General features: G+C 62.2%; 9 protein-coding genes. 5 read left to right on the top strand and 4 right to left on the bottom strand.

What is annotated here, in order from left to right; translation table 11 throughout:
- Nucleotides 1–55: 55 nt before the first annotated feature.
- The gene (locus A6745_RS06200; RefSeq protein WP_407922720.1) at nt 56–1,222 is read left to right on the top strand and encodes a deoxyguanosinetriphosphate triphosphohydrolase; all 1,167 of its coding nucleotides are present in this window, start codon (nt 56–58) and stop codon (nt 1,220–1,222) included.
- A gap of 248 nt (nt 1,223–1,470) precedes the next feature.
- Here A6745_RS06200 and A6745_RS06205 read toward each other — a convergent pair whose 3' ends face one another.
- The 3 genes from A6745_RS06205 to uvrA form a co-directional block, all read right to left on the bottom strand.
- Nucleotides 1,471–2,538 (bottom strand): helix-turn-helix transcriptional regulator, encoded by a 1,068-nt coding sequence (locus tag A6745_RS06205; RefSeq protein ID WP_066124796.1) that lies wholly within the window; start codon nt 2,536–2,538, stop codon nt 1,471–1,473.
- 138 nt (nt 2,539–2,676) lie between these two features.
- The gene (locus A6745_RS06210) at nt 2,677–3,336 is read right to left on the bottom strand and encodes a glutathione S-transferase family protein (protein WP_066124798.1); all 660 of its coding nucleotides are present in this window, start codon (nt 3,334–3,336) and stop codon (nt 2,677–2,679) included.
- A gap of 53 nt (nt 3,337–3,389) precedes the next feature.
- Nucleotides 3,390–6,263, bottom strand: a complete 2,874-nt coding sequence (gene uvrA / locus A6745_RS06215) for an excinuclease ABC subunit UvrA (RefSeq protein WP_066124800.1) — start codon at nt 6,261–6,263, stop codon at nt 3,390–3,392.
- A gap of 291 nt (nt 6,264–6,554) precedes the next feature.
- Between uvrA and A6745_RS06220 the strand changes: the two genes are divergently transcribed.
- Together A6745_RS06220 and ssb are read left to right on the top strand one after the other, a co-directional pair.
- Nucleotides 6,555–7,763 (top strand): MFS transporter, encoded by a 1,209-nt coding sequence (locus tag A6745_RS06220; protein WP_066124802.1) that lies wholly within the window; start codon nt 6,555–6,557, stop codon nt 7,761–7,763.
- Between the two features lie 207 nt (nt 7,764–7,970).
- Nucleotides 7,971–8,492, top strand: coding sequence for a single-stranded DNA-binding protein (ssb, locus tag A6745_RS06225; protein WP_066124803.1), 522 nt, complete (start codon nt 7,971–7,973; stop codon nt 8,490–8,492).
- A gap of 1,543 nt (nt 8,493–10,035) precedes the next feature.
- On the opposite strand, the gene A6745_RS28530 is transcribed toward ssb, so the two are convergent.
- Nucleotides 10,036–10,257: a hypothetical protein gene (locus A6745_RS28530; protein WP_156513295.1), complete on the bottom strand. Its 222-nt coding sequence runs from the start codon at nt 10,255–10,257 to the stop codon at nt 10,036–10,038.
- Nucleotides 10,258–11,027: 770 nt separating this feature from the next.
- On the opposite strand from A6745_RS28530, the gene A6745_RS06235 reads away from it, so the two are divergent.
- Nucleotides 11,028–12,389, top strand: a complete 1,362-nt coding sequence (locus A6745_RS06235) for a metallophosphoesterase (protein WP_066124807.1) — start codon at nt 11,028–11,030, stop codon at nt 12,387–12,389.
- Complete coding sequence (locus A6745_RS27665; protein WP_082852914.1) at nt 12,389–13,417, top strand: GTPase-associated system all-helical protein GASH; 1,029 nt, start codon at nt 12,389–12,391, stop codon at nt 13,415–13,417. The genes A6745_RS06235 and A6745_RS27665 overlap by 1 nt, the downstream gene beginning before the upstream one ends.
- The last annotated feature ends 75 nt before the right edge of the window (nt 13,418–13,492 follow it).

Below are 13,492 nucleotides of genomic sequence, written 5' to 3' on the forward strand. Positions count from 1 at the left end.
CCAGGGATGAATTCCTCCACGGGGTGGCGGCGCGCGCCGCAAGCAGGCACCATGCATGCTTCGAAGGCATCATGAATCGGGAGTCGGATCGTCGATGACAACACTGGCCGCCTACGCTTGCCACCCCCATCTTTCGCGTGGCCGGGCGCACGATGAGACGCCCGCCAGCAACCGTACCGAGTTCCAGCGCGACCGCGACCGCATCGTGCATTGCACGGCGTTCCGCCGGCTCGAATACAAGACGCAGGTCTTCGTCAATCACGAAGGCGACCTGTTCCGTACCCGCCTCACGCACAGTCTGGAAGTCGCGCAGATCGCGCGCACGCTGGCGCGCAGCCTGGGCCTGTCCGAAGACCTGATCGAAGCCATCGCCTTGTCGCATGACCTGGGCCACACACCCTTCGGTCACGCCGGGCAGGATGAATTGAACGCCTGCATGCGCGAACTGGCGCCCGCGGCCGGCGGCTTCGAGCACAATCTGCAAAGCCTGCGCGTGGTTGACGAGTTGGAAGAACGCTACGCCGACTTCAACGGCCTGAATCTGTGCTTCGAAACGCGCGAGGGCATCCTCAAGCATTGCTCCGTGGCGCATGCGCGTCAGCTGGGCGACGTCGGGCTGCGCTTCCTGGAGCGCACGCAGCCTTCGCTCGAAGCCCAGGTGGCCAACCTGGCCGACGAGGTGGCCTACAACAACCACGACATCGACGACGGCCTGCGTTCAGGCCTGATCACTGTCGAGCAATTGCAGCAGATCCGCATCTTCGCGAGGCATCACGCCGAGGTGATGCAGCGCTATCCGCAATTGGCGCCGCGCCGCGCCGTAGCGGAAACCATCCGGCGCATGATCAATACGTTGATCACCGACTTGACCGCAACTACCTTGTCCATGATCCGCGAGCACGCGCCCGACAGCGTCGACGCCGTCCGCCGCGCGCCGCCGTTGGCGGGATTTTCAGCGGCCGTGCGGGAAGAGGCCGACGAGCTCAAGCAATTTCTTTTCCGCAACCTGTATCGCCATTATCAGGTGGTGCGCATGACCACCAAGGCGCGGCGCATCGTCCGTGAGCTTTATGCCGCATTTTTGCAGGATCCTCGCCTGCTGCCGCCCGATTATCGGCGCGACGACGATACGGCGCAGGCACGGGCGATCGCCGATTACATCGCCGGCATGACCGATCGTTATGCCATTCGCGAACATCGCCGTTTGTTCGAAATGAGCTAATTGACGAGTCTTGACAGGGGTATCCCCCAAACGGGGGATGCGAGCGTAAGACTAAACGCATTAAGATTACCTTGCACATTCGCCGTGCTTGCCCGCCCGCCGGGATGCCAAATGGGGCACCATGACATCCTTGGCCGGGCGGGGCCTTTTCCTCCCCCAAATATTCCCGCCAGATAATCGCTAAGTGATTACTCGCTTATGCGCGAATATCGCTGTCCGGATGCAACGCAGTATATCACGCCTTTGTTTCAGGCGGGTCCTTGCAGCAGCGAGGCCAGGCGCAGCAACTCCGCCTGGCGATGCGTCCCCGTCTTGTGCAGCATCGACTTGGTCTGCGTGCGCGCCGTTTCCATGGCGACGCCGAGGGTGTCGGCCGCCTGCGTGAGCGTCTGTCCCACCATCAGGCAGTCCAGCAGGCGGCATTCGGCCTGGCTGAAATGGAACAGGTCTTTCAACACGTCGTGCGGCACGGGGGTTCGCAGGCGATCCGGATGAATCACCACCAGCGCGAGCGGGCCGTCGGGCAGGCCGTGCGCGTGCGCCGAGGGCGCCGGCAACGCCACCGCATAGCCTCCTTCGTCAGGCAGGCGATGGCCGGCCGCGCGCGCGGCGCCCAGCTTTCCGGTGGCCGTGGCCAGCAGGCGGCGCCATTCGGCGCTATCGCGCAATTTGCCCACATGCCGGGCATGCCAATGCTGGGCCGCGCGGTTGCCGGACAGCAGCCGGCCGCTTGCGTCCAGCAACAGGATGGGGGTGGAGAAGGCTTCCAGCGCCGCCAGGCTCCAGGCCATCTGGCGTTCCAGCGAGCGCAGCTTCAGGCGAAGCTCGATGGCGCGTTGCAGATGCGGCACCAGGCGCTTGAGCGTTTCTTCGTGCTGGACATCGAAAGGGCCGCGTTCGCGCTCGCGCTGGAACGACACAATGTGGTCCGTGCCCTGCTGGTGCAAGGGAAACGCCATCATCAGCGATCCCACGCCGTGCCGGTGCAGGAAGTCGTTGTAGAAGGGCGTATCGCGCATCGAGGTGGTGGCGTCGCGCTGGTCCAGGAACGATCCGCCAGCGGATATGCGGTGTGAAACCGCATTGAGGATGTCCTGCTCGTGATAGTGCGCCTCGTATTCGGCGACCATGGCCGGGTCATTACCCGCGACTTCGTCCACGATGATGCGGCCCGTATCCTGATGGCGCGCCAGAAAGGCGCCGCGGTCGGTATCCAGGGCACGGGCGGCCAGATGCAGGGCTTCCTGCCAGCGGGAGGCATTCGTCACGCCCTCGTACAAGGCGCCGGCGATGCGTAACTCGTGTTCGGGATCCATAGGGGATCGAGGGCTAGCGGGACGGGGCGCGCCTTGTGAGCGCGCTGGATTCCTGATGTTATACCACCGCTCAATTTCTGACTTATGGCGCAAATTCAGGACATTTGTCCCGCAAGAATGACGCGGTCGGGCTTTTATTCAACGTTGCGTGCGATAGGGCTCGTCTTCCGGCACGAAATTCGCTTCGGCGCGAGCCTCTTTCGTCCATTCCTGCATGGCGGGCAAGGCCAGCACGGCGTCCATGTATTCGCGAACCGAGCCCACGACCGGCACGCCGTAGGTGACGAAGCGCGAAACGACCGGGGCATAGAAGGCATCGACGATGCCGAAGCGTCCGAACAGGAACGGGCCGCCGGCGCCGAATTCGGCGCGGGTGTCCTGCCAGATGGCCTGGATGCGCGAGATGTCCTGCTGCGCCTCGCTGATGTCGATACCGGCCAAGTGCGCTTCCACGTTCATCGGCAGCACATTCCGCAGCTGCGTGAAGCCGCTGTGCATCTGCGCCGCCAGCGAACGGGCGCGGGCCCGGGCGCGCGGATCGGCGGGCCATAGCTGCGCCTGGGGATTGCGTTCGGCCGCGTATTCGCAGATGGCCAGCGAGTCCCATACCGCGAAATCGCCATCCAGCAGCACCGGCACCAGGCCGGCGGGCGACACTTTCTCGAGGGCGCGCGCAAACTCGTCGGTGAACAGGCCCACCTTCTGCTCCTTGAAGGCGATGCCGCCGGCACGCAGCGCCAGCCATGCGCGCAACGACCAGGACGAGTAGTTCTTGTTGGCGATGATCAGGGTGTACATGGGAAGGTCTCGAAGCCGAGGAACCTCTCCAGTGTACGCCCGGCAGCGCGGTTTCAGTTGCGCCGCAACACACGCGCGAGATAGCGGCCCGTATGGCTCGCCGGGCTATCCGCCACGTCTTCCGGCGTGCCCTGCGCCACTACCCGGCCGCCGCCGTCGCCGCCTTCCGGCCCCATGTCGACCAGCCAGTCGGCCGTCTTGATGACGTCCAGGTTGTGCTCGATGATCAGCACGGTGTTGCCGCTGTCCACCAGTTGGTTCAGCACCTGCAGCAGCATTTCGATGTCGCGGAAATGCAGGCCGGTGGTGGGCTCGTCCAGGATGTACAGCGTGCGGCCCGTGCTGCGCCGCGACAGTTCCAGCGACAGCTTCACGCGCTGTGCCTCGCCGCCCGACAGCGTGGTCGCGCTTTGTCCCAGGCGGAGGTACGACAGGCCCACGTCCACCAGCGTATGCAGCTTGCGCGCGATGGCGGGCACGGATTCGAAATATTCCAGCGCCTGTTCGACGGTCAGGTCGAGCACTTCGCTGATGTTGCGGCCGCGATAGCGGATCTCCAGCGTTTCGCGGTTGTAGCGCTTGCCGTGGCACACGTCGCAGGGCACGTACATGTCCGGCAGGAAGTGCATCTCGACCTTCACCACGCCGTCGCCCTGGCAGGCTTCGCACCGTCCGCCCTTCACGTTGAAGCTGAAGCGGCCGGGATCGTAGCCGCGCGTGCGCGCCTCGGGGACGCCGGCGAACAGTTCGCGGATCGGCGTGAACAGGCCCGTGTACGTGGCCGGGTTGCTGCGCGGCGTGCGCCCGATGGGGCTCTGGTCCACGCTGATGATCTTGTCGAAGTGCTCCAGGCCCGTCAGGCTGGCATAGGGGGCGGGTTCGCTCTGCGCGTGGTTGAGCGCGCGCGCGGCGGCCACCGACAGCGTGTCGTTCACGGCCGTCGACTTGCCCGAGCCCGACACCCCCGTCACGCACACCAGCCGGCCGGCGGGCACGCGCAGCGTCACGTCCTTCAGGTTGTTGCCCGAGGCGCCGGCCAGCGTCAGCCACGGCATGTCTTCCTGGACGGGGCGGCGCTTCGGCACCTCGATGGCGCGCGCGCCGCTGAGGTACTGGCCCGTCAGCGATTGCGCGTCCTTCTCGATGGCCTGCGGCGTGCCTTGCGCCACCACCTGGCCGCCGTGCTCGCCCGCGCCGGGCCCCATGTCCACCACCCAGTCGGCCATGCGGATCATGTCCTCGTCGTGCTCGACCACGATGACGCTGTTGCCCAGGTCCCTCAGGTGCTGCAGCGTGGCGATCAGGCGGTCGTTGTCGCGCTGGTGCAGGCCGATCGAGGGCTCGTCGAGCACGTACATCACGCCGGTCAGGCCCGAGCCGATCTGGCTGGCCAGGCGGATGCGCTGCGCCTCGCCGCCCGAGATCGTGTCCGCGCTGCGGTCCAGCGACAGGTAGTTCAGGCCCACGTTGTTCAGGAAGCTCAGGCGCGCCTCGATCTCGCGCACGATGCGCTGCGCGATCTCCTGCTTGGCGCCGGTCAGCGACAGCGCACGGAACCACTCCAGGCAGGTCGACAGCGGCATCGCCTCGACTTCGTAGATGGCCTGGCCGTGGCGTTCGCCGCCGCCCTGGCCGGCGCCCTGGCCGGCGCGCGGCTCGTCGCCGATCAGCACGTGGCGCGCCTCGGCGCGCAAACGCGAGCCGCCGCAATCGGGGCAGGTCTTGATGGCGCGGTACTTGCCCAGTTCCTCGCGCACGTTGGCCGAATCCGTCTCGCGCCAGCGGCGTTCGAGGTTCGGAATCACGCCTTCGAACGCATGGCGCTTGGTCGTGCTCTTGCCCTTCTCGTTCAGGTAGAAGAACTGGATCTCTTCCTCGCCCGAGCCGTAGAGCACCTTGTGCCGCGTGTCTTCCGACAGGTTCTCGAACGGCGTGTCGATGTCGAAGCCGTAGTGCGCCGCCAGGCTGGTCAGCAGGGTGTGGGCGAACGAATTGCGGCGATCCCAGCCGCGGATCGCGCCGGCGGCCAGGCTCAGTTCGGGAAACGCCACCACGCGCTTGGGATCGAAGAAGCCCACCTGCCCGATGCCATCGCACGACGGGCACGCGCCCATCGGGTTGTTGAAGCTGAACAGGCGCGGCTCCAGTTCCGGCAGGCTGTGGCTGCACACCGGGCACGCGTAGCGGCTGGAGTAGACCTGCTCGCGCTCGCTGTCCATGTCCAGCGCGATGGCGCGGCCGTCGGCCAGCTGCAGCGCGGTCTCGAAGCTCTCGGCCAGGCGTTGCTTGCTTTCCGGACGCACGCGCAGGCGGTCGATGACCACGTCGATGTCGTGCTTCTCGTTTTTCTTCAGCGGGGGCATCGAGTCGATCTCGACCATCTGCCCATCCACGCGCAGCCGCACGTAGCCCTGTGCCTGCAGGCTGGCGCATTCGTCCTCGAAACTGCCCTTGCGCGCGCGGGCGATGGGCGCCAGCACGGCCAGCTTCGTCTCGGCCGGCCAGGTCAGCACCGCGTCCACCATCTGGCTGACGTTCTGTGCCTGCAGGGGCAGGCCGTGGTCGGGGCAGTAGGGCGTGCCCACCCGCGCATACAGCAGGCGCAGGTAGTCATGGATTTCGGTGATCGTGCCCACCGTGGAGCGCGGGTTGTGGCTGGACGCCTTCTGCTCGATGGAGATCGCGGGCGACAGGCCTTCGATCAGGTCCACGTCGGGTTTGTCCATCAGTTGCAGGAACTGCCGCGCGTACGCCGACAGGCTTTCCACGTACCGGCGCTGGCCTTCCGCGTACAGCGTATCGAACGCCAGCGAGGACTTGCCCGAACCGGACAGGCCCGTCACCACCACCAACTGGTGGCGCGGCAGGTCCAGCGATACGTTCTTCAGGTTGTGGGTGCGGGCACCCCTTATGCGAATCGCGTCCATCGGCATTCAAGCAAGTTTAAGCAGTTTCAAAGGCCAACTTGGTACTATAGCGCGCCGGACCTGCCCGCGTTCGGGGGCCATCCCGACGGGTTCATTTGGCGGATCGTTTTCGTGGGCGGATGGCCGGCGGTTGCGCCGGGTCCCGCCGGCGCGCCTGCCAGGCCCGGTTTCCCGTGTGCTGCCTGCGGCTCGCCGGTCCTGCCGTCCGTTGTCCCGTTCGTTGTCTCAACAAGGCCTGGGCGCGCATGACGCGCGGCGCCGCAGGCCTCCCGCCCTAACCAGAATTCCCGCATGCCGGCCAACCCCAAGTTGAAATTGACACCCTCCGAGCGCCGCGCCAGCGTGGCGCTGGCGGGCCTGTTTGCCTGTCGGATGCTGGGGTTGTTCCTGCTGTTGCCCGTGTTCGCCGTGGCGGCGCGCGGATTGCCGGGGGGGGACGATCCCGCTCGCGTCGGCCTGGCGCTGGGCATGTACGGGCTGACCCAGGCGGTCATGCAGATTCCGTTCGGCCTCGCTTCCGACCGCTGGGGACGCCGGCCCGTGGTGCTGCTGGGCCTGTTGCTGTTCGTCATCGGCAGCGTGGTGTGCGCGCAGGCGGACGACGTGTTCTGGATCACCATCGGGCGCGCCATCCAGGGCGCGGGCGCCATCTCGGCGGCGGTGACCGCCTGGCTGGCGGACGCCACCCGTGACGAAGTGCGCACCCGGGCCATGGCCATGGTGGGCGGCTCCATCGGGATTTCGTTCGCGGTGTCGCTGATACTGGGCCCGCTGCTGGTGGGGTGGTGGGGCCTGCCGGGCCTGTTCTGGACCATCGCCTGCCTGGGCGTGGCCTGTCTGGCCGTGGCGCGCTGGGTGGTGCCGGTGGTGCCGCGCAGCGACGCCCGCAGCCTGCGGGCCGCCACGGCGGGCGAAGTGCTGAAGCACCGCGACCTGCTGCGCCTGAATTTCGGCGTGTTCTGCCTGCACTTCATCCAGGTATCGCTGTTCGTCGTGTCGCCGGCCCTGCTGACCCAGGCGGGCGGCCTGGCCACCCAGGACCTGTGGAAGGTCTATCTGCCCATCATCCTGGTGTCGTTTGTCTTGATGGTGCCCGTGGTGTTCCTGGCCGAGACGCGCAAGGCGCACCGCGGCGCCCTGCTGGCCTGCGTGGCCGGGCTGGTGGCGGTCTGTGCGCTGCTGCCGGCGGCCTCGCATGGTTTCTACACCCTGGCAGTTGGCCTGACGGCATTCTTCGTGGCGTTCAACGTGCTGGAGGCCCTGCAGCCCTCGCTGGTCTCGCGCGTGGCGCCGCCGTCGCACAAGGGCCTGGCGCTGGGCTACTACAACACGGCGCAGGCGGCCGGCTTGTTCAGCGGGGGCGCGCTGGGCGGCTGGATGGCGGCCCATGCGGGCGCGCCGGGCGTCTATGGCCTGGCGGCGGTGCTGGCCGCGCTTTGGCTGCTGGCCAGCTGGGGTATGAAGCCCCTGGTGGCCAAGGGCTCGACCGAAGGCGAGTAGCAAAGCGTGACCCTTTGGTCACCGTGGTCATTTGTGGCGGCCCGGCAGATCGCCGATAATGGCGCTCATTCATGGCTTCCTTGGTGCGCCGGTCCATGCGTCTACGCAGACCGGCGTGTTTCATGAAGCCGATCTTGGAACATCTTAGTTGTTGTTGTACGCCCCGCCGCATCCGCGGCCGGGCGGGCAATACACAGGGGTATCGGCATGGCATCGGTCAATAAAGTCATCATCGTCGGCAATCTGGGTCGCGACCCGGAAGTGCGCTACAGCCCGGACGGGGCAGCCATTTGTAACGTGTCCATCGCCACGACGTCGCAATGGAAGGACAAGGCGTCGGGCGAGCGCCGCGAAGAAACCGAATGGCACCGCGTCGTGATGTACAACCGCCTGGCCGAAATCGCGGGCGAATACCTGAAGAAAGGCCGTTCGGTCTACATCGAAGGCCGCCTGAAGACGCGCAAGTGGCAAGACAAGGACACCGGCGCCGACCGCTACAGCACCGAAATCGTCGCCGACCAGATGCAGATGCTGGGCGGCCGTGACGGTGGCGAAGGCGGCGGTGGCGGCTATGGCGGCGGCTTCGACGAGAGCAGCGGTGGTGGCGCACCGCGCCAGCAGCGCGCGGCCCCGGCCTCGCGTCCGGCCCCGCAGCGTCCGGCGGCGCCCGCCGCGGCTCCGGCCGGCGGCGCCAATCTGGCGGACATGGACGACGATATTCCGTTCTAACCGGAATTTTTCCCCAAAACGTAAAGAGGGGCCCTGAAATTCATTTCTAATCAATAGGTTAGATAAGAATTTACAGGGCCCTCTTTTTTGCTGTGTCGCTATTGCTAGCCGGAACTTCCCCGGCAGTAAAGAATGCTCCTCGTTACTCGATGGAGCACGGCGTGAACTCATTCTCAATTCGCGAGGTTCGCCTGGAAAGTGGCGAACGTCTTCCCCTCTTGGTCGACGGTGGGCCCCTTGGCCTACCTGTGCAGGATGTTCTCCAATACACGCTAACAAAATTGCGTGCTCGAGGCCTTAGGCGAAACAGCGTTAGGAAGCGCCTAGATGCACTAGGACTTGTTCTGCACTTCCTGTCTTCTCGTAGCATCGACGTGGTGGCTCGGACAGCGTCGCAGACATTCCTTTCCATCGAGGAGCTAGTGGCGCTGGCGGACGAATGCCGGGCCCCAAAGCAGCCGCAGGCGGATAGGTCCATTGTCAGTCCAGCTTGGGCTGCAGTGCGATACGCCACCGCAGTGGATTTCATCGTCTGGATATCTGAGCCGGTTATTGCGCGGATTTCGCCTCCAAAATCGCGTGAGTCCGCAAATATCGCTCTGCTGCGATTCTCCCGGCGGGCCCGTTCCGTCGCCCCGAAAGTGCGAGGTAACGCTTCGCATATTGATGGCGAGAGGCATGGCCTGCTAGAGGCGCAACGTCAACTTTTTCTGAAAGTGATTCGACCTGGTGCTCCGGAGAATCCATTCTCCGCTAACACGCAGGTCAGAAACAACGCTCTGCTGCTTGTGGCGTTCAAGCTTGGCGCGAGATCTGGCGAAATTCGTGGCCTAAAAAAAGTAGACCTTAATCTAGAAAGTCAGCCCGCCGAACTGTTTATCGTTCCCAGGCATAACGACATTGACGATCAACGTTTGGACCCTGCCGCAGCAAAGACGAGCGGACGCATGTTGTATGTTGATGCCGAACTTGCAGACGCGCTAGAGAAATGGTTGAAGGAGCGTAGCGTGAGACCGAGATGGCCTCGGGCGCATAGAAATCCATATGTCTTTGTTAATCGATTCGGAGACCCTATGGAGGGGCGGGGTCCCTTCTCCGTGGCACGGTCACCTTACTGACCCAAGGACAACTCGATGACTATTTGACGGATCGCACCGGTGGCGAACGATCGGTGCTTGGGACCCGTTCGATTTTTTGTCGTTTGGGGTATGTTGACGCCGATGGAGTTCCGTTGCGGGCGACGACCCATCAGTTCCGGCACTGGCTGAACACTCTCGCTCAGGAGGGGGGATTGTCTCAGGTGGAAATTAGCAGGTGGATGGGTAGGCGCACGATCGACGATAACGCAGCATATGATCACCAGACAGGTTTCCAACTGGCCAAGCGCGTGAGAGAGCGAATCACCAGTGGTGCGGTGCTTGGTAGCAGCGCCACCACTCTACGTCGCATTAAGGACCCAGTCCGCAGGGCGGAATTCGGGCAATCGTTGGTGGCATCCGCTCATGTGACTGACATAGGCATCTGTGTGCAAGATCTATCGGCCCTACCTTGCGAACGGCATCGGGAATGCGTGACATGCAATGATCACTTTATTCAGAAAGGTGACGCTCAACAGCGTCACAACGCACAGTTTATATTTGACGCCGCGCAATTGATGCTTCGCTTGGCACAGGCCGAGCAAGGTGCAGGTAGCTACGGCGCTGACAACTGGTTGGCGTATCAGCAACTCGTTCTTCGGCGTGCCTCGGATGTTCTTCGTATCCACGCGGACGACTCGATTACCGATGGAACGCTTGTGCAAGTTCCCAACTATGTTGAGCCCACTGAATGACAAAGAGAGCCCATAGTTTCAAGGCCACGCATCATGCACGCACACACATTCGATTGTCGGAGCGACAGGCCGCCTTCATAGCCCATCTCGTGGACGAGTTGCCCGAGGGGGCGGCAATCACTTGGACTACGATAGTGCAGCTAGCGGAACGTCATTTCAAAGTCTCGTGGACTCGACAAACCCTCGAAAAACGGCCTGCCATTAAAGAAGCGTATCGGCGACGCAATGATTCGCGAGTTGCCACGTCAGTCGTGCGCAATCGGCGTCGGAACATCGATCCCGAGGTAGAAAGACGGTTGGAAAATTTGCGTGCTGAGAACGACAAACTTCGTACCGTACTGCGTGAGTACGATTGTCGGCTTGTTCGATACGTCGCAAATGCTATAGCTCACGGGGTGACGGAGGCCCAGTTGGATGCTCCATTGAGGCCTGTCATTCAGTCCGGCCAGCATTCAAAGTTGAAAAAGTAGTTGCCGCGTCGCGGTCGCCCGGTTGCGAAAAAAGCGCGCATCCGAGGAGGGAAGTTTTGTTCATTAAAATCGCCGAGGGCAGGTGGGCAGGCTTTGCTAGCGCCGATAAGATCAGGAAGACTCAGGGCGACCTTCTGCAGCTTCTACCGATAGCGTGAGCGCATTAGGATCTAAGATATCTCTCGTCTAGAATTTCAATCCGACGTATTCGGAGTCCGAAAACCAGGGGAACATATGCCGGCAGTTTTTGTTCACGTTTCCGACATCCACTTTGGCCAAGAAAGGGATGACCGGGTTCACATTCATGCTGATGTGAAACAACAGTTGATCAACGATGCGAAGGAGGTTGTCTCCGATATAGCTGGCGGGGCCGCTCATGGCATCTTGGTCACCGGAGACATCGCCCAGTCGGGAAAGTGGACGGAATATGAGGACGCTGGCAGATGGCTGGATGAGCTTGCGGCGAGCATCGGCGTAGAAATTCACCGCGTACAGATGGTCCCGGGCAACCATGATCTCGACAGATCTAAGCTCTCGTTCGCTGGTAAACAGATCCTCGATCATATACGCGCCGGGGGCTCTAAGGAATATGAGAGCATTCTGAACAACCCTACCGATCGTGCCGCACTGTTTGCACGATTCGAAGACTATGGCCGCTTCAGCTTCGGCTACAACTGCCCCCTCAACAACGAGGATGCATTTGCGTCGGAGATGGAGGTAACGCTCGCGCCGGGAAGGGCGATCCGCTTTATCCGGCTTAACTCCGCTCTACTTTGCCATGGTGAAGAGCGGGACGAACATCCAGAGCTGATAATTGGAGCTCGCCAATTCACTATCCCACGCACTAATGGGGTGGAGAATATTGTTCTCGTCCACCACCCTTTGAATTGGTATAAGGATCAGGATCAGGTCAGGGATTACATCCGGAGTCGGGCTCGAGTTTTCATATCGGGCCATGAACACGACCCTAAGGTGTCGGTCGATCGGGTGGAAGAGCACAGCGACGTCATGATGCTTGCTGCGGGTGCCACCGTGCCCTATAAGTCCGATAGTGTGTTCACGTTCACTTACAACATCATAGAATTTGACTGGGATGGCGAGATTGACGGCCTGTCGGTAACGATGCATCCGAGGGTGTGGAACCCACAGCGTACGTGCTTCGAGGCCGATCACAAGCGCTTAGGCGGAAAACATCCCCAATTTAAGTTGGCATGCCCGTTTTTTCGGAATGGCGACAGAGTGGGTGCGCTTACAAAAGCTCAATCGACTGGCGTGGCTGCTGTTGAAAGTGCGAACTCCTCAGAACCAACTATCGAAATGGTTCCGGCAGAATCCGCAGAAGGAGGGCCGCAGCCCATGCCGCCAAAAATAGAAGGTTATGAGACAGCTCGGCTCCGGTTCTTCCGCGACTTGCTTGAAGGGGAACGCGTGCGCATCCTTGTTGAACTTGACGCACTGCCAGAAAAATCCGATGAACGAATGTCGCAGGGACTCGAGCGCAGGCTATTCGACTTGCTTGTTAAAGAGGGAAGGCTGAAGGATGTTGAGAGGATGATCAACAAGTTGATAGACGAGCGGATGGACGGGACAAAGTAATGGACAATATTGCAGTTCACATGCGAATTTCCGGAATCACGGTAAACGATGATGATGTCGATTCTCGGCGCGCGGCAGCGACCAGCCTTGCGGCCAGTTGGAGGAAGGAGAGAACTGTTTCGAAGATTCTGTCCAAAGTCGTGGATGTGGCCAAAGCTCTCGGCGGCGATGGCAATCCCTCGCCAGAGCTCGGAGCTGAAGTCCAAGGTGCTATTCAGAAGAGGGCGTCCTCATTTCTGTATGAGGAGCGGCCGCTAGAGATCGGCGTGTGCGCCGGTATGGCGATAGCCTCCATTTTGGCTGGAAGCCCGACAGACAATGGTTGGACAACTGCGGACGTCTATGCTGCAGCGCTGTGGTCCACCCTTGCCTATCAGCCTGTCTTGGAGGCCGATCGACGCGAGCGACTCCGTCGGGAAGTTCTTGATACGGCTAGAAACTGGAGTGTTGCTGCTGCCGAAAAGGCGAGGGATCGGATCGTCGTCCCGGACCCTTCTGAGGTCAAGATTGCGATCGACGATAGCGGGGGAGTGACCCACAACTTTAGAGAAGCGGTGGCCAATACGGTGGAGGCACTACGTCGCAACGCCGCTCTTGACCGAGAGGAACTGGATTTCTTGTGGTGGGCACAGCTCGGTCGTAGCCGAGTACTTAATAGATTGCTACCTGCGATACCTGAGCCGTCTCGTATAGTAGCTGCCGGCATTGAAGGGGCGAGGATGCTTCGCCGTCTTCCTTGCGACGTACATCGCGAGATCGTTCTTCGTACGCTCGACCAGGATCCTGAGCTGAACCTAGAGGAAATGCTTGCGACCGTCGGCGACGACCGTACTGCCTTCGGTGAAGCCTTCAATAAGGACAGCGTCGTAAGCCATCCAACCATTTTTCCTCTCCTTCACGCATTGGTCAGCGGTGAGGTGGACGGGGTAGGGGCGTCCGTGAAACGACGCGTTTCGGAGTGGGGCGAACGGGCACTGTTGGAAGCTGGCCTGGCTCGACTCATTTCTCAGGGCCCGGCTAAGCTATGAGCGGATCTTGCAGCTTTGATGGATGTACCGTTGACGATACGGGAATCTGTGCGCTCTCGCGTGACCCGAAATCTT

Origin of the sequence: Bordetella ansorpii, from assembly GCF_900078705.1 — a bacterium.
In the GTDB taxonomy this organism is placed as follows: domain Bacteria; phylum Pseudomonadota; class Gammaproteobacteria; order Burkholderiales; family Burkholderiaceae_B; genus Bordetella; species Bordetella ansorpii_A.